Raw genomic sequence first — 19155 nt, 5'->3', positions numbered from 1 at the left:
ATTTCTCCTGTTGGCAATTTGTGGTCACCCTTGCCGGGCACGACTCACTTCAATCAGTTGAACTCACACCACCCTAACGATCATGTTTCAAACGTGCGACTTTATTTAGCTCGGCGCTTCATTTTATAGCTAGATATCCAATCCGCATGGATCGCGCCGACCGTTTCCAAACGCGAAACCAACCGCCGCGAAAAAGCCATGGGTTTCCTCAATTTTGAACCATTTGCCTCAGTTTGGCCGCATTTATACCGCATATTATGCGCCACGGATCGTTGTTCATGCCCGATCCGAGCTGGCTTGGGGGCCTGCTGCTGAGAGCGCGACATGACAAATCAGATGACCAACAATCGCGAACCAAAGCTTCGCGGCCATCCATCCCCTGGCACAACCGGGGGTGGCGAAAGCATCTCCATCCCACTTTCTTTCATATTTAAGAGTGCTTTGCGCGCGCTTTCTCATCTTATAAACAGCACCCGCAAATGCCCGACCCCGGCCGCAAACCGCGTCAGATTGATCAGCGTCAAGCGCGTGGACCAGAAACGGCAAAACTCAGTGTTATTGAACATTTTAGGAAATTTTTCGGCGTGCCACGCTCAAGCCCCAATTAAGCCCGATTTCAAGCGCAGAGGTAAACATTGGGTACTGACGACTATTGTACCGGTGGCCGAGTGTTCGGTCACCGGAGTGAAAGGTAAGACTATGGTAAACTGTGGCACGTTGTGCCATCGCGATCGTATTCGCGATGAAGAAAGATTCCTAAAAATCTTTGCCAGAAATGAAAACGGGACGATGACCATCTTCGCCTGTTTCATGATCCTCATGATGTTGATGGTGGGTGGTATCGGCGTTGACCTGATGCGCAACGAAATGGAGCGCACCCGCCTTCAGGCCGTGTCTGACCGTGCCGTGCTCGCAGCAGCCGATCTCGACCAGACCCTCGATCCAGAAGCGGTCGTACGGGACTATTTCGTCAAATCCGGCATGGGCGACTATGTCTCAAACGTCACTGTCGTCGAAGGGCTCAATTTTCGAACGGTGAATGTGGACGCAACCACCACAATGAACACCCAGTTCATGAACATGGTGGGTGTTGATACGCTTGTCGTCCCTGCGGCCTCCCAGGCGCAGGAAAAGGTGAACAAGGTCGAAATCTCGCTGGTGCTTGACGTTTCAGGCTCCATGAAGAACGGCACCAAGATGGCCGACATGCAGGCCGCGGCTGGCGAATTCATTGACGAAGTGTTGAAACCCAAAAACCGGGATCTGGTCTCTGTTTCGCTGATCCCCTACTCCCAGCACGTCAATGCCGGCCCGAAGATCTATGACCAGATGCCGAACATCGTGACGACACATGATTATTCCCATTGCGTTGAATTTACCGATGCGGACTTTCAGACGGCAAACTTCGAGCGCAACAAGACCTATGCTCAGATGCAGCATTATCAGTGGAACTGGTACTCCATCGAATCCGGGTCGCAACTGAACACGGTGTACGACACGGTCTGCCCGCGTAACGATTATGAGGAAATCCGGCCTTTCAGCCAGAACGCCAGCCAGCTCAAGGCGCAGATCAATGCGATGAAACCCCGCGCAGGCACGCAAATCTTCATCGGCATGAAATGGGCGGCTTCGATGCTGGATCCCTCGTTCAGGTCCATGACAGCAGATCTGTCCACCGCTGGCCACGTAGATGCCGCCTTCAGTGACAGACCCGCCGCCTATACCGATGATGAAACGCTCAAGACGGTCGTCCTGATGACCGATGGCCAGAATTCAAAAGCCAACCGCATTTATGATGCGTATTACACCACCAATGACGCGGACATCGGCACACCCCGACACTACACCCATTGGGAAGAGTACAACCTGCAATATTACCTGTGGAACAACGTAAGCTCCAGTAATCACACGCAATACTACTACAACAAATACACTGAGGCCAAAGGCGACGCGCTCCTTAAGAACATCTGCGACGCTGCCAAAGCCAGAGAGATCATCGTCTGGACCATCGGTTTTGAGGTGCTCGATCACGGCGCCACAGTGATGGAGGATTGCGCCTCATCGCCTAGCCATTTCTTCCGCGTCGCCGGAAGCGAACAGATTAAGGAGGCCTTCGGCGCCATCGCCGGGCAAATCAATCAGCTGAGGTTGACCCAATGATACGCACACTCACATCATACCTGCGGCAGTTTCGCCGCGACGAAGACGGCAGCGCCCTCGTGGTCGAATTCGTGATCTTCACACCGCTGATCATCGGCTGTTTCCTGATGGGCGTGGAAATGGGTTTGTACTCCATGCGGCACATGTTCCTCGACCGTGGTCTTGATCTGACAGTGCGTTATGTGCGGCTCAACACCAATACGCCGATGACGCATCCGCAGCTCAAGGACATGATCTGCCGCAACGCGGGCTTCATCGACGACTGCGACACGACCCTGCGGCTTGAAATGCAGCCCCTGAACCCACGTGCCTTTGCGGCATTCGACCCTCAACCCGATTGCATCGATCTCAGCCAACCGGTCGAGCCAGAGCGCGGCTTTACCCTGGGGGAGTCCCACGAGCTGATGATCTTGCGCGCCTGCGTCAAGTTCAAGCCGGTCTTTGCGACAACGGGCCTTGGGTATGCATTCGACGACGACGGCTCAGGCCGGGTACGCATGATCTCGTCCGCCGCCTTTGTACAGGAGCCAAGCTAATGTATATCAAACACCTTCTCCAAACCGGCAAGGACTGGATGCGCGGCTCTTTTCTGCGCCGTGAAGACGGGTCTGTGGCCGTTGAGGCCATGATCATCCTGCCGGTGATTTTCTGGGCCTACCTGTGCATGTTCGCCATATATGACGCCTACCGGATGTTCAGCGTGCACCAGAAGGCAGCCTTTACCATCAGCGATGCAATCTCGCGCGAAACGATGCCGATCGACGATGACTATCTGGACGGCACCCACGATCTGTTTGAATACCTGTCGCGCAGCCAGGGCCAGACCAGCATGCGTGTCAGCCAGATCTGGTACGACGAGGACAACGACAGCTACCGCGCTGACTGGTCCGAAGTGCGCGGCTCGATCTCGCCCCTGTCGGACGCGCAGGTGTCTAACTGGCACGACAAGCTGCCGGTCATGCCCGACAATGAACGGATCGTGCTTCTCGAAACCTGGAGCAATTACGACACGCCTTTCGAGACCGGTCTCACGGCGGACGAGATCAGGACATATGTCTTTACCAGCCCGCGCTATGCGCCTGCGGTCTGCTTTGACGCCTGCAACTGATTTGATGCCTTTGCTCTGAAAGTCGCGCCCCCGGGGCGCGCCTTTTTTCGTGCCACGTGGCCTACGGCGACATATCGCGGCGGGCCAGAATGATCGCCAGGATCTCGGACATGTTCTTGGCCTGATGCGCCGCCGTCATGCCGCCCACGCCCACACGGTTGCCAATCCGCCACCACAATCCCGGTCGCCACCGTCGCGGTGCCCGGGACCGTGTCTTCAGCAGAAACCCGTTCGACGGTTTGAACGCGAAAAAGCCGCGATCGACGCCAATCACATCTTCCAGCGGTGCAATCAGCGTCCCGTCACCATCGCGCAGTTCGGTTTCTGTAAGAACAACCTGACTTGCGGTCGCCTTGCGCATCGCATCCGCACACCACAATGCGGCAAGCCCCACAACAATCAGGAAAACTTGCCAAACCGGCGTCGGAGGCTGAGCGATGGCGACATAAATCAGCAAAACACCAAGCAACGTCAGCGATGTCATCCCCAGAAAGCGTCTGCCCCGGGACGCCTGAACGACGGCAAGCACCTCATCTTTGTGATCTTCTGTTGCCACGTCGCCCCCGCATGCTGCTGGCCGGGGTCTATCCTGCGGGCCATGTGCTGACAAGCGCACGCATCAGCGCCGATCCTTGTTGCGCCTGCGCGGACCGCGTTCGATGATCTTTTCCAACCGGTCTGCATAGGCAACCCTGTCCGCATCCGACATTTCAGAGATGGTGCCAAGCCACCGATCTCGCGCCGCCGACTGCAGCGCGACAATCCCGGACTGCTGCTCTGTCAGGATCGCCTCGACACGCGCCGCGTCGTAGGGATCGGACCGCAGGGCGGCAAGCATCTGATCGTACGTCATGCGCCGCGCGTCCCTGTCGCGTCGCGGATGCACGCGGCGCAACTCACCAAAAAGCGCGCGCCGCTCTGCCTTGGGCAAGGCCCAAACGTATGGCGCCGCAAACCCCTGCCAGTCGGGTCCGCCATGGTCGCGGGATGGACCCCCGCCCCCAAACCGCCACGCGGCACCCGCCACCAGCCCCACAAACAGCAGATTCAGTGCAAGCGAGACAACAAGCGCAATCTTGAAAAGGCGGCGCGGCCGCGCGGTCGGGGGCGTGGTTGTCATTTTATCATCCTTCCTCAAGATCCCAGCCAAATCCATCGGCATCAAGATCAAAGGCAGACACCTCAGCCCCCAGAACGATACCGCCCACATCGGGCAGCATCTGGGGCGGTGCAATCCCGATCCAGAAGCCAACGCAGGTCGCCGTGATCAGGCCACCGATCCCCGGGGCCCCTCCCAATGCACGCACCCAAGCGCGCCACGCCATCCGAGGGGCGCGTGGCTGAACCGCCGCGGCATCGGCCAGAATGCGCGCCATTGCAGCCTCTGGCAGAGGGGCCTGCGTCACACGGGCCTGCTCGAAACAGGCTTCCAGGGCGTCATCGCTGATTGTCTTGTCCACATCACTCATCGTCGTACCCCAATGCATCGCGCTGACCCGCCAGCGCCCCCTTCAAAGCCTTTTTTCCACGCGCGGTCAGGCTTTCCACCGCTTCAACGCCAACATCAAGAATGGCCGCAATTTCCGGATTGGCCAAGCCTTCGATATGCCGCAGAACCACGGCCATCCGCTGCCGCTCTGGCAAGGTATCAAGCGCCGTCTGAAGCGCGTCTGCACGCGCCACGTTCTGCAGGTGTTGCGCCGCAGAAGGCGCGGGATCGGCAGGTTCAGCAATTGCGTCCAGCGACGTCGCAGGCCGCTTGCGCAGGCGGTCGGTGCACAGATTTGCAACCACACGGTAAAGCCATGTCGTCACCTTTGCCTGCCCGGTCTGCCAGTCAGGCGCCACGCGCCACAGCCGCATCATTGCATCCTGGGTCACATCCTCGGCCTCGGTTGCATCGCCCAGAATGCGACTGGCCTGCGCGTAGACGCGCGGCCCCAAACGCTGCGCCAACAGCGCCGCCGCCGCCGGATCCCCGGCAGCATATCGCGCCAACAGCGCGGCATCGGCGTCTGGCTCGTTTCTTTCATGCATCACGGTCTTGGCTAGGGTCTGCGGGCGCAGAAGACAACCACGCCCGCAAACAGTCTCAGTCGCGGGATTTCTTGCCGTGGCGATGCCGCATGCGCTCGCCCGCCTTGGCGAATTCCTCAGCACTCAGCGTGCCATTCTCATCCGCATCCAGCCGCTCGAACATCTTTGCAGGGTCGCGGCGGCCGGTCATCTCTGCCATCGACAATTTGCCGTCATTGTTGGCATCCAGACGCTTCATCATCCGATCGCCACGCTTGCCATGGCGGCCCTTGGCGGCCTCTTGCAACTCTGCGGCATCAAGTGCGCCACTGCCGTCCGCGTCGAACTTTTCCAGCATTTTCTGCGCGCGCTTTCCGCCCCGCTCTGCCCGTGCAGCGGCCATTTCCGCGTTGTCCAGCAGGCCGTCACCATTCGTATCGGCACTGGCAAACCGCGCCTCTGCATGGGCTTTCAGCTCAGCCTGGGTGATCTCACCGTTGCCGTCGGCGTCGATTTCTCCAAAGCGTTCCGCGTGGTTGCCGGATTTGGCATGCGCCGCTCCCGCCCCGAGCGCAATCAAGCTGACCAGCGTCGCGATATGCAGATTTTCCCGTAGTTTCATAACATCTTTCCTCTTTGCTCTGCCCGGCTCCTTCTTGGCCCGGTCCACCTTTCAACGCAGCACATTCCGACTTCCGTCGAAAAAAGTTCAGCAGCCGCATCCGCCTGCGCGACATCGCGACGCGGCGGGGCGCAAGACCCTTCCAATTTCCCGCCAGAAAGCGCATTTGAGACGGGACGCAAAGGAGCACTCTATGTCCCCCATCACCCTGGCGCAGCAGATCGAGAACGCCGATGAAGACCGGCCGCGGTGGGGATCGATTGTGCGCGGATGGCGCGGCAAATGCCCACGCTGCGGCAGTGGTCCGCTGCTCAATGGCTACCTCAAGGTGAACCACGACTGCGCTGTTTGCAGGCAGGAATTGCATCATCATCGTGCCGACGATGGGCCTGCCTATCTGACCATCCTTTTCGTGGGCCATCTGATGGCGCCGCTGCTGCATTGGGTCTTTGTGACCTGGCGTCCAGAGCCGCTGACCCTGTTCACCATTTTTGCGGTTGGCTGTACCGGGTTGTCGCTTTACCTTCTGCCCAGACTGAAGGGGGCCATGATCGGCTTTCAATGGGCCAAGGGTATGGGCGGGTTTGCCCCTTCCACCTGACCGGCGCGCCTTTTCGTCATACCGGAGAGCCGCATGAGTATCGACAAATCACAAATCCGGAACGCAGCCACGGTCATCGTGCTGCGCAACCGATTTGAAGAACCGCACATATTGATGGGCCAGCGCGGCGCAAAGGCGGTGTTCATGCCCAACAAATTCGTCTTTCCCGGCGGTGCGGTCGATGCAGGTGATGCCGATATCCCGCTGGCAACCGCCCTGACGGGGACATGCGCTGCGCGTCTTGCAGAGGATGCCGACCCATCACTGGCCCACGCGCTGGCGGCTGCGGCCATCCGCGAACTGTGGGAGGAAACCGGCCTCGTGCTGGGGCATCCCGGTCGATGGGCCGCACATCCACCCGCCGATTGGGAAAGCTATGCCGCAACCGGTCACCTGCCCCATGCCGCGCCGCTGCAGTTTGTCTTTCGCGCGCTCACACCCCCGGGTCGCCCACGCCGGTTCGACGCGCGCTTTTTTCTGGTGGATGCCGCGGACATTGCAGGCGATCTTGATGATTTTTCAGCCGCGAGCGATGAACTTTCGCATCTGCAATGGGTGAAACTTTCTGAGGCACGCGCCTTTGACATGCCCTTCATCACCGAAGTCGTGCTCGCCGAAATCGAGGCACGCGCCGGCGACACCGCCCCGCCTGCGTCCGTTCCCTTTTTCAAGAACAACGATGAAGAAAGCCTGTTCCTGCGCCTGCGCGGCTTTCCACAGCCCGACTAAGCGCCACCCGGTCCGGCTACTTGGTATCCACGGCACCGGGAAAGGGCCCAAGACAACTTGCACGATGGGACGCCTGAAAGACGTGGTTATAAAGCTGCGCCACCCACTGCTTGCCCTCCATCGTCTGCTCCAGATGCGTCAGCGCGGGGCCGATCAGGGGTTGCACCTGTCGCCAGAAGAACTGCGGAAATTGCTCCATCAGGTCCATTGGCGTTTCATAGCCCAGCTTCTCCGCAAACCCGGTCTCGTCAAACTCATAATAAAGCGCAGTGATCTTCCTGTGATAGAACGGATCTGCGATCTGCCCGATTAGGTCAGCCGCGCGCACCAAAGCCGCCTCCGTCGTTGTCTGTGCATAGGCCTTGTCATCAGGAACCGGGAAACGCGTGTATTCGATGGCATCGGCGATCCGCTCTTCGTCAATCAGCCCGGACCCCTCAAAGCGTTGGCGGGCGTAAATCTTCCCACGCTCGATATGATACGGCGCAAGAAACGCATCTGACGCCCCGCGCGGCGGACAGATCTTGTCTCCGGCTTCGTTGATCACAACCTCTGTATCGGAATCCCCTTCACAGATGTTGCGCGAGTACCCGATGTCGTGCACCAGCAGAGACACAATGAAATGCAGCCAGTCTTCCGGCTGGACCGCGCGCGTCACCAACTGGCCCCGAATGATCTGCTGACCCACCAGCGTCACCATCATCGTATGTTCGGCGTTGTGATAAAGCGCATCCGAATTGCCGAGCCGCTCAAGTATCATGCGCGCACTGCCGCTGATGAAAGCCGCGTATTCGGCCTTCCGTCCGGAAAAATACTGCAAGTAGGTCTCTGCCAGATGATCGCCGAATTCTGTAGCAACGACAGCGGTAGGATTGAACATGATCATCTCGCAATTCAGGATACCCGTCGGGATAGTATCCGTTTGAAATCAAAATGTCAGCTTTTTGCACAATCCGCTGATGCGCGCGCCCGGCGCGCCGCGTACCGCACCAAAGTGATCATCACGCCACCAAAACCAGCAGCACGATCGACGCCATCAAAACCACGATCCCCGCCCATTCCCTGTTGCTGATCTTTTCATGGAAAAACAGGGTGGACGCGGCCACGCTCAGGATCAGTTCCACCTGTCCCAGCGCCTTGACGTAGGCCGCATTCTGAACAGCAAAGGCCACGAACCAGCAAAACGACCCCCCCATGGACGTCAGCCCGATCCATACCGCGACCTTGCGGGCATCCCAGACACGCGCGATCTCACCCGGTTCGCGTGCCCGAAGCCAGACCAACATGATCAGCGTCTGCATCAGCACCACAACCGCCAGCGTCACGCCCGCGCGCAGGATCGGATCTTCTGCCGCAACGCCTTGGGTCGCCCCGCGATAACAGACCGCCGAAATCGCAAAAAGAAAGCCCGACGCGATGCCCAGGCCCGCCGCACGATTGCGAAAGTCGCTTAAATGCAGCCCCTTGGCCTCCGGCCCGCCCGACAACAGCAACAGGCCTGCAACCCCCAATGCAATCGCGACAAATCCCATGGCCGAAACCCCCTCGCCCAGGACCACAAACCCGACCAGCACGGTCTGGATCACTTCGGTCTTCTTGAACGTGATCCCCACCGCAAAGTTGCGCTGTTTGAACAGCAGCACGACGCACACTGTCGCCGTGATCTGTGCCGTGCCTCCTGCCAATCCATATGCCCAGAAAGATGGCGCAATCGCGGGCAGTGCGACTCCAGTTGCGGCCATATAGACAAGCAACAAGACAAGGATGAATGGTGCCGAATAGACAAAGCGTGAAAACGTCGCCCCCGCAGCACTCAGCGTGGCCGTGGCCAATTGCTTTTGCAGCATGAACCGCACTGTCTGGAACGTAGCGGCCAGCAGCGTGACGATGATCCAAAGCTCGAAAAGGGCGCTCATGACCCGTCTTGTGCCCTACTCCGACGGGCCCCGCCAGAGTGGATGCGCCACCGGGTCCTTGCGGCGCAAAAAGAAACGACGAAATATCTGGCTGTATGACTGGTAGACATACCCGTCATTGCGCGCCTGAAACCGCTGTTTCTGGCTTCGGTAGAGGTCCGGCAGACGGTACCATGCGACAGTCGGATGCATGTGATGCACCACATGCAGATTATTGTTCAGAAACAAAAGCGCCAACAATCCGCGGTCTTCGATGATCACCGTACGCCCGGCACAATGTTCATGAGCCTGATGCTCAAGAAACGTCCGGATCTTCAGAACCGACAGGGCCACGTAACACGCTAACAGATAAAGCCACAGCGGTACGGCAGACAGCGTGACCAGCCAGACCACCAAAACCGCGCCCGGCATATGTAAGACCCAGTCCCACAGCACCTGCCGGTCGCCCTTTAGGATCCGCGCCAGATCACCGCGCATGAACGCCCATTGCGCAATCAACGGCCCAATCAGCATCCGGCCCAGCAGCGTGTTGTTGAACTGCAGCGTGATCTTTGAAAATCGCGACAGCCCCGCCCAGACTGCCGGATCCAGATAATTGGATTCAGGATCATCATAAGGGTCGGTCAGCCGCGCATCCATATGGTGATCCAGATGCAGACGTTTGAATCTCAGGTAGGGAATGGCCAGTCCCGGCTGAACAAGCCCCAACAGAGTGCCCGCCCGCTCAGACGCAAATGGATGGCCATGCAGAATTTCGTGGCTTAGGGACGAATGCAATACAAGACCCAGCACCAGCAACACGAAGCCCAGCGCCCCCCACCCCTCGGGCAGCAGCAAAGCAATGCCCAAGACCAATACCGCACCGGCGAAAAGCCAAAGCGTCGGCCAGTCCCAATGGGCGATCCGCCCAATGATAGTTTGTCCAATTGTCTTGGCCGGCGGTGTGCCCTGCACCTCTGGCGGTAGTGCCGTCACGATGTGTGTCCCTCTTTATGACACTTTCGTGACAGGTCTCGGGACGTGCGCCCATTCAGATAATGATTAACTTTCACCCCAAAACGTGATAAAAATCACCAATGGTTTCTTTTATTGACAAACATGCCCGCGCAACTCTGTTCCGCACCCGATTGGCCGAAGCGATCAACGCCTCTGGCATGACCCAAAGTGCGCTTGCGCGCAGCATCGGGGCCGACCGCTCGACCCTGTCCCAAGCCCTTACGGATAGCGGCGCGCGCATGCCCGGTGCGCATGTGATCGGGGCATGCGCCTCGGTGCTGGGTGTCTCCAGCGACTGGTTGCTGGGCCTGTCAGACCGACCGGAATCCGCCGCCGATCTGCTGTCCAACAGTTTCGAGGTCTCCCACGCCCCCCGCGCGCTTGTGGACGAACAGATCTTTGCTTGGCATCGCGAAGCGGCAGGATCGAAGATCCGGCATGTTCCTGCGACCCTGCCCGACATGTTGAAAACCGATGAGATGCTTGAGTGGGAATATGGCCCGCATCTGGGCCGCACGACGCAACAGGCCATCAACGCCAGCCGTGACCGCCTGGACTGGATGCGTCAGGTCGGTTCCGAATATGAAATCGCCATGCCGCTTTACGAAATCACCTGCTTCATTCGCGGCGCAGGGTACTACGCCGGTCTGCCCGCCCCCCTGCGCATCGCCCAGACCGACCATCTGATCACGCTCAGTCGTCAATTGTATCCCCGCATGCGGATCTACCAGTTCGACGCCCGCCGCCTCTATTCCGCACCGGTAACGGTTTTTGGCCGCCTTCTGGCCGTGATTTATACGGGCGGACACTACATGGCTTTTCGCGACCGCAACCGGATCGATACCCTCATGACCGACTTTGACGTCCTTGTGGTCGAAGCCAGCCGCACCGCCCGTGATTTCCCGGATTACCTGTCAGACATGCGCGCCCTCATCCGCTAAGCGGCGCGGGTCAGATCCTGGGGTCGGGGTTTTCCGTATGCCCATCCACGGCAATGACCTGACCCGATACCATCCGCGCCTGATCCGAGGCCAGGAAGACAGCCATATCGGCAATATCGGAGGCCTCTACAAAAGACCGCATCGAGGTGCCGGCAGCATAGCCGCGATACACCTCATCACGGGTCATCCCCTTGGCATCGGCTTCGCGGGCCAGCACGCCTTCCATGCGCGGACCTTCCACCGCGCCGGGGCAGATCGCATTGGCGCGCACGCCGAAAGGCCCCAACTCCATCGCGAGGGTCTTCATCAATCCGATAACCGCCCATTTCGCCGCCGCATAAGGCGCGCGGTTCGGGTACCCGAACAGCCCCGCAGTCGAGGACGTCAGCGTGATCGCGCCCCGTCCCGCCTCTTTCATCAGGGGGGCCGCGTATTTCGCCGCCAGAAAGGCCCCTTCAAGATTGACGCTGACGCAACTGCGCCAATCTGCCAATTCAATATCTTCGACCAGTGCTGTCGGCCCTGCCACACCCGCATTGGCACACAACACATCCAGGCGGTCGATCTGCGCAAAGACCGCTGCCATCTGATCCTCATCTGCCGCACTTGCCTGATGACACTGCCACCCTGCCGGGCACCCCGACAGCGCATCGGCGTCTACATCTGTCACCCAGACCTCATAGCCAGCCACCTCAAAGGCTTCGGCCATCGCCCGCCCAATGCCGCCTGCCCCGGCAGTGATCAAAACACGTTTCACCTCGGCCCGCCGATGGCTCTGCCCAGCCCCTCCGGCGCAGGCAGATCCGCATGCCCCGCCGCAAAGCGCACAAGTGCGGCCGCAATGGCCTCGGACGGCGGCGTCGGCTTGCGTGTTTCTAGCGAGACATGCAGCAGAAAATGCTCTCCGCTGGCCAGCAACCGATCACCTTCGCGCATTTCGTGCCAAAGGTGCATTTTCTTGCCTTCTCCAAGAATAACACGCGTCGTGATGTCGATCCGGGCACCTGCATGCACTTCATCGAGATGCCGAATGTGAGTTTCAGCGGTGAAATAGCTGCCGCCAGAGGCGATATAGTCGGCATCGCAGCCGATAATCTCCATGAACCTGTCGGTGGCGTCTGCAAAGGCGTGCAGATAGCGGCTTTCGGTCATGTGTCCGTTGTAATCTGTCCAGTCCAGCGGCACCACACGCCGCGCCGTCAGCACCGGCTGGTCAGCAGGCAGGTCGGCGGCACGCGCGGCCTGCACGGTGCCGGCGCGCAGCCTTCGGTCATGCGCCTGCGCCACCGCCCCTGCACCCCAGTTCTGGGCCTTCAGCGACCGGATGATCCCGACAAGGTTGTCATCGCGGATGACCTCCAGATCGCGCGGGCTTAATGCCCCGGCCTGAGTGTCGCACTGATCCCCGACCATCTCGACAAAATCATCGGTAAGCTCGGGGACATCCATCAGCTTGGTCCAGGGCCATTTCAGACAGGGGCCAAACATCGCCAGCATAGCGCGCATGCCGCCTTCACCGCCCGCCAGATGAAAGGTCTGCATCGTGCCCATCTGCGCCCAGCGCAGGCCCGGACCGTAGGCAACCGCCGCGTCGATCTCCTCTGCCGTGGCGACCTCATCTTTGAGCAACCACAAGGCCTCGCGCCACAGCGCCTCCTGCAGTCGGTCCGACAGGAACCCTTCGATCTCAACCCGGCAATGCAACGGATACATGCCCAGATCGCTGTAGATGCCCTTGGCTTTCTCGATATGGGCCGCATCTGTTTGCGCGCCGCCCACCAGTTCAACGAGCGGCAGCAGGTAAACCGGGTTAAATGGATGCGCCACGATCAACCGCCCCGGATAGGCAAGCTCTGCCTGCAGATCGCTTGGCATGATGCCCGAGGTGGAAGAGGCGATGATGCCATCCGTATTTGCGGCCTCAATCTCTGCATAGACCGCGCGCTTAACATCCAGCCGCTCAGGCACGGCCTCTACGATCAACTCGGCATCCGCCACCACCTCGGCAAGGCTTGCGCCAAAACTCAGGCACCCTTCCGCGGGCAAAGCAACATCCGTCAACCCCGGCAGGGACCGCCGCGCGTTGACAAGCACTTCAGTGATCTTGCGCTCCGCCTCTGGATCCGGGTCATAGACCCGCACATCCCAGCCATTCAGGAGGAACCGCGCGGCCCAGCCGCCGCCGATAATCCCACCCCCAATGATTGCCGCCGTTCTTGTCATTCGTTCATCCTCAGTTGGCTCACATCGTAGCCGTTGAAATCGAGTATTTCGCGCGCCGCTGCGATCCGGTCAGCGCCCCCCGTGGGCTGCCGATCGAGTATCCAGGCAAAGGCTCCTTCCGGATTTCCGACAAGTGCTGTGCGAAAGCTCTCATCCACCCACAGCACCCATAAGGTCCGGGTCGTGCCATCGGCCATGTCGATCGCATAGCGCCCCACACCTTCGCGTTCGACTTTCAGCGTGTCGCTGATTGTGCCGCAGGTGCCGCCCGGATCACACCCATATTGCGCCATCTGCATCTGCAGGCCGGTGGCCCGGTTTTCAAATCTGACCCGTTCGATCCGTTCGTTCGCCGGTAACGCCGCGCGCATATACCATTGCCCCAAAAACCGGGCTTCGTCATACCGCGAGGTCACGCCGATCAAAACATCCTGGTCGCGGTAGCTTGCACCACTTTGGGCTGTGTCACGGCGCGCGTCGCAGGCAGCCAGTGCCAAAATCAGAAAAATACCGACGTAATACCGACGTGATACCGACGTGATACCGACCCGCCTTTTCACCCCTTCGGGGCCCGCTTTTCCAGCCCCAGTTTCGCGCGCACTTCCCCAGGCCCAATGACCCGTGCGCCCATGTTTTCAATAATGTTCTGCGCCCGTTCGACCAACTGCCAGTTCTCTGCCAAAACCCCTTTGTCCAGCCAAAGGTTGTCCTCTAGCCCCACACGGACATTTCCCCCCGCCAGCACCGCAGCAGCCACATACGCCATCTGATTGCGCCCCAACCCAAAGGCCGAAAAACACCAGTCATTGGGCACATTGTTCACCATCGCCATAAAGGTGTTCAGATCATCCGGCGCGCCCCAAGGCACCCCCATGCAGAGCTGCACCAAGGCTGGGCTTTCCAGCACCCCGTCGGCAACCAATTGTTTTGCATACCATAAATGGCCTGTATCAAATGCCTCGATCTCTGGCTTTACACCCAGATCCGTCATCATCCGCCCCATGGCCGTCAGCATTCCGGGCGTGTTGGTCATGACGTAATCGGCCTCGGCAAAATTCATCGTCCCGCAATCCAGCGTGCAGATCTCAGGCAGGCACTCGGCAACATGCTGTACCCGCTCTGAGGCGCCGACCATATCAGTCCCTTCCTGACTGAGCGCCATGGGGTTTTCGGTAGGGCCAAAAACCATGTCCCCTCCCATGCCCGCAGTCAGGTTCAGCACAACGTCGGTGTCGCTGTCGCGGATCCGTTCGGTGACTTCACGAAACATCAACGGATCCCGGCTAGGCTTGCCCGTCTCAGGATCACGCACGTGACAATGCACAATTGCCGCCCCTGCCTTGGCCGCCGCGATGGCGCTGTCCGCGATCTGCTGAGGGCTGCGCGGCACCAGCGGGCTGCGGTCCTGCGTGCCGCCGGAGCCTGTGACGGCACAGGTGATGAAGACGTCTTTGTTCATGGACAGCGGCATGGGTGGGAATCCTTTTGTGGCTTTCGAGGCACCTTGGCGCGAGGATTACCGGCGCGCCAAGCAAAAAACGAAGGCGCATGCCGCAAACAGATCATCGGGGCCGGTTGGCCGCCGATTTCCTGCGGTCCTCAGTATGGCATGGGGTGCGCCCGATGCGTTTCATCCAGCGCCGCCAGAACCTCATCGCTCAGGATCAGATCGCAGCCCGAAAGGATGTGCTCCAGCTGCGCCTGCGACGTTGCCCCGAATATTACCGACCCCATAAAGGGTCGGGTGGTGCACCATGCCAATGCCATGTGAATCGGATCAAGCCCGTGTTCGTTGGCCACCGCATGATAGGCCGAAACCGCCTCTGCCGCGCGTTCGGTTTTGCGCCCGCCCAAATCCGCCACATAGGTCGCGCGGGATCCGTCGGGTATCGCCCCACCACGGTATTTGCCACTTAGCAATCCCGCAGCGAGCGGCGAAAATGCCAACATATCAATGTCTTCATTGATGCAAGCCTCTGAAACATCCGTATCTGCCATACGACACATTAACGAATATTCGTTCTGTACGGACACCGGTCGAGGGCCCCCAACCCGGTCCGCCACCGCCGCCCATTGCGCCAACCCCCAGGCGCTTTCGTTGGACAACCCAAAGGCGCGGATCGTGCCTTTTTCGACTTCGCGCTGCAATGCGCCCAGCGCATCTTCCATATGGGCGATCGTATCTGCACGGCTTTGATCAGAAGGGTCAAAGGTCCAATTCTTCCGAAACATATAGCTGCCGCGATTGGGCCAGTGAAATTGGTAGAGGTCGATATAGTCCGTTTTCAAACGTCTCAGCGACCCCTGAATGGTTTCGGGGATCGTTGCCGATGATATCGGCGCACCGTCTCGCACATGCATCATGCCCTCCCCGGAATGTTTTGTCGCCAACACCATCCGGTCACGCCCCTTGCGGGTAGCAAACCAGTCGCCAATCACCTCTTCCGTACGCCCGGTCGTTTCTGCGCTGACCGGGTTGACCGGATACATCTCTGCGGTATCGACAAAGTTGATTCCCGCCTGCAGAGCCGCATCAATCTGCGCATGTCCTTCGGCAAAGCTGTTCTGACTGCCCCAAGTCATCGACCCGAGGCAAAACTCGGACACGGTTAGATCACTACGGCCAAGAGTCTTCATTTTCATCTCGCACGGCTCCAATGGTGGTTCCGGGCAACCTAGCCGCATGGCACACGACCGCAACCCAAAGAGGCAAAAACGACGCTGCTGCCGTCGCATTCCCGCGCGGGACGGCCCGCAAAGAGGCGTAGAGCGGTCTCATGCGCCTCTTGGTTTCCTTTGCCGCCCTGTTTTTCTCTGTCATCCTGTTGCAGCTAAGCTCTGGCGGCGTTGGACCTCTCGATGTGCTCTCCGGCACCCAACTGGGCTTTTCACGACAGCAGATCGGCCTGTTGGGGTCCGCCCATTTCTTTGGCTTTTTCATCGGGTGCTGGTGGGCCCCGCGTCTAATGGGGTCAATTGGCCATAGCCGTGCCTTTGCCGCCTTCACAGCAGTGGGGGCGATCAGCCTGATGGCACATATGCTGGTATTGGACCCCTACGCCTGGACGGTGATGCGCGTGGGTTCGGGTCTGTGCGTCGCGGGTTGCTACACGGTGATAGAGGCCTGGCTGCAAGCCAAAGTCACCAACGAAACGCGCGGCAGAGCCATGGGCATCTACCGCGTCGTCGACATGACCGGATCACTGGGCGCGCAAATGATCATCGGCATTCTCGCTCCGGCGTCCTACGTCTCATACAACCTGCTGGCTATCGGATGCATCGCGGCCCTTCTGCCCATCACGCTGACCAAAGTCGCCCAGCCCGAAACGCCGGCCTCACCTCGTTTGCGCCCAAGACTGGCGGTTGAACGCTCGCCTCTTGCCGCGGCTGGCGTCGTTGTTGCCGCCGTATCAAGCGCCTCTTTCCGCATGGTGGGCCCGATCTATGGTCAGGAGGTCGGGTTGACCGCAGGACAGATCGCCTGGTTTTTGTCTGCGTTTGTGCTGGGGGGGGCGGTTGCCCAGTTTCCAATCGGTTGGCTGGCCGATAAATATGACCGCCGCTGGGTGCTGATTTGGCTGTCGATTGCGGCGATGATCAGCTGCGGGATCACAATGATGAGCAGCGGACTGGGCACCACCGGGATCATGCTTACCGCAGCCCTTTTCGGCCTGACAACCTTTCCGATCTACTCTGTTGCCGCCGCTCACGCCCATGACTTTGCCAGCTCCGAGGAACGGGTCGAACTATCGGCAGCCCTGATGTTCTACTTTGCCTTGGGCGCAATATTTGCGCCGTATCTCGCCTCCGTCCTGATTGAGAATTTTGGTCCCTCCGCCCTTTTCTTGATGATCAGCGTGGCGCATGGCGGGTTGGTTGTCTTTGGCCTCATACGCATGCGTGCCCGGTCGACCCGACCCGATCGCACCCGCTACGTCTATGCCCCGCGCACCAGTTTCATCGTTGGCCGATTGCTGGGCCGGTCGCGCGATGAATAAGCGGCCGCGCTAAAGACTGGTGAACCGTACCCGCCCCTGCTAAAGCGGTGCTTCATTCCAGACCAAAGACGGCACCATGGCGCGACATCTCATCACTTCGGCGATCCCCTACATCAACGGGGTCAAACACCTGGGCAATCTCGTGGGCAGCCAACTGCCTGCGGACCTCTATGCGCGGTATCTGCGCATGCGCGGGCATGAGGTGCTGTTTCTGTGCGCCACTGACGAACATGGCACACCCGCCGAATTGGCCGCTGCCAAGGCGGGCAAACCTGTCGCCCAATACTGCGCCGAAATGCACGAAGTTCAGGCGCGCATCGCCGAAGGCTTTGGCCTCAGCTTTGATCATTTCGGGCGCTCTTCGAGTGCGCAGAATCACACGCTGACACAGCATTTCGCGGGTGTGCTGGCCGATCAGGGTCTGATCGATGAAGTTGACCAGCGCCAGATATACTCGCCCACCGATGGGCGCTTTCTGCCCGATCGTTATGTCGAAGGCACGTGCCCCAACTGCGGTTTTGAAGACGCGCGCGGCGATCAGTGCGACAATTGCACCAAGCAGCTGGATCCCGAAGACCTGATCAACCCGCGCTCGACCATCTCTGGCGCCACCGACCTTGAGATGCGCGCGACCAAACACCTGATGCTGCGCCAGTCAGCGATGAAGGACACGCTCGACGAATGGATCGACAGCAAAACCGATTGGCCGGTCCTGACCACATCCATTGCGAAGAAATGGCTGCATGACGGGGATGGCTTGCAGGATCGTGGGATCACCCGCGATCTTGACTGGGGTGTCCCGGTCAAGCGGGGCGATGTTGATTGGCCGGGCATGGAAGGCAAGGTGTTCTATGTCTGGTTCGACGCGCCGATTGAATACATCGCCTGCGCGCAGGAGTGGGTGGACGCGGGCAAGGGGACCGATTGGGAACGATGGTGGCGCACCGACAAGGGGGCGGACGACGTGACCTATACCCAATTCATGGGCAAGGATAACGTCCCCTTCCACACGCTCAGCTTTCCCTCCACGATCATGGGTTCGGGCGAGCCATGGAAGCTGGTGGACTACATCAAGTCGTTCAATTTTCTGAACTACGATGGCGGGCAGTTCTCCACTTCCCGCAGGCGGGGGGTCTTCATGGATCAGGCGCTCGACATTCTGCCCGCCGACTATTGGCGGTGGTGGCTTTTGAGCCATGCGCCGGAAACGCAGGACGCAGAGTTTTCCTGGGAGAACTTCCAAGCATCCGTGAACAAGGACCTTGCGGATGTGTTGGGCAATTTCGTCAGCCGGATTACCAAGTTCTGCCGTTCCAAGTTTGGTGAGGCCGTGCCCGCTGCGGGGGAATACGGAGAGGCCGAACACGCGCTGATCGCCGATCTGGCGCAGCGGGTCGCACGCTATGAGGCCCAGATGGACGCAATGGAAGTGCGCAAATCCGCGGCTGAACTGCGCGCGATCTGGGCTGCAGGCAACGAATATCTGCAAGCCGAGGCGCCCTGGACCACGGTGAAATCCGATCCCGACAAGGCTGCCGCTCAGGTGCGGCTGGCGCTCAATCTCATTCCGCTCTACGCGGTCTTGTCCGCGCCTTTCATTCCGACAGCTGCGGCGCGGATGCTGGACGCGATGAAAGTGCCCGATGCCGGCTGGCCCGACAGCGTTGAAGCGGCACTCGCGACCCTCTCGCCGGGCCATGAATTCGAGGTGCCCGAAGTCTTGTTCGCCAAAATCAGTGACGACAATCGCGAAGCATGGGCTGAACGGTTTGCTGGCGACAGGACCTGATAGGCCAAGCATTGCTGTATGAGATCCGGCGCGGGCGAACATCGTCCGCGGCCCTT

21 protein-coding genes are annotated in these 19155 nt (G+C 59.6%); 8 read left to right on the top strand and 13 right to left on the bottom strand.

The genetic code is table 11. The features are described from left to right. Window positions 1–336 precede the first annotated feature (336 nt). From H9Q16_RS01070 to H9Q16_RS01060, 3 genes are read left to right on the top strand one after another with little or no spacing between them, the layout of a single operon-like run. Complete coding sequence (locus H9Q16_RS01070) at window positions 337–2160, top strand: TadE/TadG family type IV pilus assembly protein (RefSeq protein WP_246455409.1); 1824 nt, start codon at window positions 337–339, stop codon at window positions 2158–2160. Then, complete coding sequence (locus H9Q16_RS01065; RefSeq protein WP_191073536.1) at window positions 2157–2696, top strand: TadE/TadG family type IV pilus assembly protein; 540 nt, start codon at window positions 2157–2159, stop codon at window positions 2694–2696. The genes H9Q16_RS01070 and H9Q16_RS01065 overlap by 4 nt, the downstream gene beginning before the upstream one ends. Beyond that, window positions 2696–3268 (top strand): TadE/TadG family type IV pilus assembly protein, encoded by a 573-nt coding sequence (locus H9Q16_RS01060; protein WP_246455405.1) that lies wholly within the window; start codon window positions 2696–2698, stop codon window positions 3266–3268. Before H9Q16_RS01065 ends, H9Q16_RS01060 begins: the two co-directional genes overlap by 1 nt. 61 nt (window positions 3269–3329) lie before the next feature. Here H9Q16_RS01060 and H9Q16_RS01055 read toward each other — a convergent pair whose 3' ends face one another. The 5 genes from H9Q16_RS01055 to H9Q16_RS01035 form a co-directional block, all read right to left on the bottom strand. After that, the gene (locus H9Q16_RS01055) at window positions 3330–3824 is read right to left on the bottom strand and encodes a hypothetical protein (RefSeq protein WP_191073535.1); all 495 of its coding nucleotides are present in this window, start codon (window positions 3822–3824) and stop codon (window positions 3330–3332) included. 63 nt (window positions 3825–3887) lie between these two features. After that, entirely contained in the window at window positions 3888–4388 is a 501-nt protein-coding gene (locus tag H9Q16_RS01050; RefSeq protein WP_191073534.1) for a periplasmic heavy metal sensor, read from the bottom strand. A gap of 4 nt (window positions 4389–4392) precedes the next feature. Further along, window positions 4393–4737 (bottom strand): hypothetical protein, encoded by a 345-nt coding sequence (locus H9Q16_RS01045; RefSeq protein WP_191073533.1) that lies wholly within the window; start codon window positions 4735–4737, stop codon window positions 4393–4395. Further along, a complete protein-coding gene (locus tag H9Q16_RS01040; protein ID WP_191073532.1) occupies window positions 4730–5305 on the bottom strand; it encodes an RNA polymerase sigma factor in 576 nt (191 codons plus the stop codon). Before H9Q16_RS01040 ends, H9Q16_RS01045 begins: the two co-directional genes overlap by 8 nt. Before the next feature lie 55 nt (window positions 5306–5360). Continuing rightward, a complete protein-coding gene (locus H9Q16_RS01035) occupies window positions 5361–5906 on the bottom strand; it encodes an EF-hand domain-containing protein (RefSeq protein WP_191073531.1) in 546 nt (181 codons plus the stop codon). Window positions 5907–6099: 193 nt separating this feature from the next. On the opposite strand from H9Q16_RS01035, the gene H9Q16_RS01030 reads away from it, so the two are divergent. Together H9Q16_RS01030 and H9Q16_RS01025 are read left to right on the top strand one after the other, a co-directional pair. Beyond that, the gene (locus H9Q16_RS01030) at window positions 6100–6507 is read left to right on the top strand and encodes a DUF983 domain-containing protein (protein ID WP_191073530.1); all 408 of its coding nucleotides are present in this window, start codon (window positions 6100–6102) and stop codon (window positions 6505–6507) included. Window positions 6508–6540: 33 nt separating this feature from the next. Then, complete coding sequence (locus H9Q16_RS01025; protein WP_191073529.1) at window positions 6541–7236, top strand: NUDIX hydrolase; 696 nt, start codon at window positions 6541–6543, stop codon at window positions 7234–7236. A gap of 16 nt (window positions 7237–7252) precedes the next feature. Here the strand turns inward: H9Q16_RS01025 and H9Q16_RS01020 are convergent, their stop codons facing one another. The 3 genes from H9Q16_RS01020 to H9Q16_RS01010 all read right to left on the bottom strand — a co-directional run bounded on the left by H9Q16_RS01020 (window position 7253) and on the right by H9Q16_RS01010 (window position 10127). Beyond that, window positions 7253–8116: a metal-dependent phosphohydrolase gene (locus H9Q16_RS01020; RefSeq protein WP_191073528.1), complete on the bottom strand. Its 864-nt coding sequence runs from the start codon at window positions 8114–8116 to the stop codon at window positions 7253–7255. Window positions 8117–8237: 121 nt separating this feature from the next. Beyond that, complete coding sequence (locus H9Q16_RS01015; protein ID WP_191073527.1) at window positions 8238–9152, bottom strand: DMT family transporter; 915 nt, start codon at window positions 9150–9152, stop codon at window positions 8238–8240. A 15-nt stretch (window positions 9153–9167) separates the two neighbouring features. Further along, the gene (locus H9Q16_RS01010) at window positions 9168–10127 is read right to left on the bottom strand and encodes a fatty acid desaturase (RefSeq protein ID WP_343067737.1); all 960 of its coding nucleotides are present in this window, start codon (window positions 10125–10127) and stop codon (window positions 9168–9170) included. A 101-nt stretch (window positions 10128–10228) separates the two neighbouring features. Between H9Q16_RS01010 and H9Q16_RS01005 the strand changes: the two genes are divergently transcribed. Continuing rightward, a complete protein-coding gene (locus H9Q16_RS01005; RefSeq protein ID WP_191073526.1) occupies window positions 10229–11089 on the top strand; it encodes a helix-turn-helix domain-containing protein in 861 nt (286 codons plus the stop codon). A 10-nt stretch (window positions 11090–11099) separates the two neighbouring features. Here the strand turns inward: H9Q16_RS01005 and H9Q16_RS01000 are convergent, their stop codons facing one another. The 5 genes from H9Q16_RS01000 to H9Q16_RS00980 all read right to left on the bottom strand — a co-directional run bounded on the left by H9Q16_RS01000 (window position 11100) and on the right by H9Q16_RS00980 (window position 15955). Beyond that, window positions 11100–11846 carry an SDR family oxidoreductase gene (locus H9Q16_RS01000; protein ID WP_191073525.1) on the bottom strand — a complete coding sequence of 249 codons (747 nt, stop codon included), beginning with the start codon at window positions 11844–11846 and terminating at the stop codon, window positions 11100–11102. Further along, window positions 11843–13312 (bottom strand): carnitine 3-dehydrogenase, encoded by a 1470-nt coding sequence (locus H9Q16_RS00995; protein ID WP_191073524.1) that lies wholly within the window; start codon window positions 13310–13312, stop codon window positions 11843–11845. Before H9Q16_RS00995 ends, H9Q16_RS01000 begins: the two co-directional genes overlap by 4 nt. After that, window positions 13309–13872, bottom strand: coding sequence for a lipocalin family protein (locus H9Q16_RS00990; protein ID WP_343067736.1), 564 nt, complete (start codon window positions 13870–13872; stop codon window positions 13309–13311). The genes H9Q16_RS00995 and H9Q16_RS00990 overlap by 4 nt, the downstream gene beginning before the upstream one ends. After that, a complete protein-coding gene (bcoG, locus tag H9Q16_RS00985) occupies window positions 13869–14783 on the bottom strand; it encodes a 3-dehydrocarnitine:acetyl-CoA trimethylamine transferase BcoG (protein WP_191073523.1) in 915 nt (304 codons plus the stop codon). The genes H9Q16_RS00990 and bcoG overlap by 4 nt, the downstream gene beginning before the upstream one ends. Window positions 14784–14911: 128 nt before the next feature. Further along, on the bottom strand, window positions 14912–15955 hold the full coding sequence (locus H9Q16_RS00980; protein ID WP_191073522.1) for an aldo/keto reductase: 1044 nt from the start codon (window positions 15953–15955) through the stop codon (window positions 14912–14914). A gap of 134 nt (window positions 15956–16089) precedes the next feature. Here H9Q16_RS00980 and H9Q16_RS00975 point away from each other — a divergent pair, with 134 nt between their 5' ends. Both H9Q16_RS00975 and metG read left to right on the top strand, forming a co-directional pair. Continuing rightward, complete coding sequence (locus tag H9Q16_RS00975) at window positions 16090–17310, top strand: MFS transporter (protein ID WP_191073521.1); 1221 nt, start codon at window positions 16090–16092, stop codon at window positions 17308–17310. 76 nt (window positions 17311–17386) lie between these two features. Next, window positions 17387–19099 carry a methionine--tRNA ligase gene (gene metG, locus H9Q16_RS00970; protein ID WP_191073520.1) on the top strand — a complete coding sequence of 571 codons (1713 nt, stop codon included), beginning with the start codon at window positions 17387–17389 and terminating at the stop codon, window positions 19097–19099. The last annotated feature ends 56 nt before the right edge of the window (window positions 19100–19155 follow it).

It is taken from the genome of Sulfitobacter aestuariivivens, from assembly GCF_014763045.1.
GTDB classification, from domain to species: Bacteria; Pseudomonadota; Alphaproteobacteria; order Rhodobacterales; family Rhodobacteraceae; genus Sulfitobacter; species Sulfitobacter aestuariivivens.
The sequence above is the reverse complement of the archived record's forward strand: the minus strand, read 5'-3'. Positions and strand labels throughout refer to the sequence as shown.

Excerpts from the sequence above, each read along its gene's own strand:
- metG (WP_191073520.1), top strand. The coding sequence starts at position 17,387 with ATGGCGCGACATCTCATCACTTCGGCGATCCCCTACATCAACGGGGTC.
- bcoG (WP_191073523.1), bottom strand. The coding sequence starts at position 14,783 with ATGCCGCTGTCCATGAACAAAGACGTCTTCATCACCTGTGCCGTCACA.
- H9Q16_RS01035 (WP_191073531.1), bottom strand. The coding sequence starts at position 5,906 with ATGAAACTACGGGAAAATCTGCATATCGCGACGCTGGTCAGCTTGATT.
- H9Q16_RS00995 (WP_191073524.1), bottom strand. The coding sequence starts at position 13,312 with ATGACAAGAACGGCGGCAATCATTGGGGGTGGGATTATCGGCGGCGGC.
- H9Q16_RS01015 (WP_191073527.1), bottom strand. The coding sequence starts at position 9,152 with ATGAGCGCCCTTTTCGAGCTTTGGATCATCGTCACGCTGCTGGCCGCT.
- H9Q16_RS01030 (WP_191073530.1), top strand. The coding sequence starts at position 6,100 with ATGTCCCCCATCACCCTGGCGCAGCAGATCGAGAACGCCGATGAAGAC.
- H9Q16_RS01005 (WP_191073526.1), top strand. The coding sequence starts at position 10,229 with ATGGTTTCTTTTATTGACAAACATGCCCGCGCAACTCTGTTCCGCACC.
- H9Q16_RS00980 (WP_191073522.1), bottom strand. The coding sequence starts at position 15,955 with ATGAAAATGAAGACTCTTGGCCGTAGTGATCTAACCGTGTCCGAGTTT.
- H9Q16_RS01060 (WP_246455405.1), top strand. The coding sequence starts at position 2,696 with ATGTATATCAAACACCTTCTCCAAACCGGCAAGGACTGGATGCGCGGC.
- H9Q16_RS01065 (WP_191073536.1), top strand. The coding sequence starts at position 2,157 with ATGATACGCACACTCACATCATACCTGCGGCAGTTTCGCCGCGACGAA.
- H9Q16_RS01020 (WP_191073528.1), bottom strand. The coding sequence starts at position 8,116 with ATGTTCAATCCTACCGCTGTCGTTGCTACAGAATTCGGCGATCATCTG.
- H9Q16_RS01040 (WP_191073532.1), bottom strand. The coding sequence starts at position 5,305 with ATGCATGAAAGAAACGAGCCAGACGCCGATGCCGCGCTGTTGGCGCGA.
- H9Q16_RS01070 (WP_246455409.1), top strand. The coding sequence starts at position 337 with ATGACCAACAATCGCGAACCAAAGCTTCGCGGCCATCCATCCCCTGGC.
- H9Q16_RS01050 (WP_191073534.1), bottom strand. The coding sequence starts at position 4,388 with ATGACAACCACGCCCCCGACCGCGCGGCCGCGCCGCCTTTTCAAGATT.
- H9Q16_RS00975 (WP_191073521.1), top strand. The coding sequence starts at position 16,090 with ATGCGCCTCTTGGTTTCCTTTGCCGCCCTGTTTTTCTCTGTCATCCTG.
- H9Q16_RS01025 (WP_191073529.1), top strand. The coding sequence starts at position 6,541 with ATGAGTATCGACAAATCACAAATCCGGAACGCAGCCACGGTCATCGTG.
- H9Q16_RS01045 (WP_191073533.1), bottom strand. The coding sequence starts at position 4,737 with ATGAGTGATGTGGACAAGACAATCAGCGATGACGCCCTGGAAGCCTGT.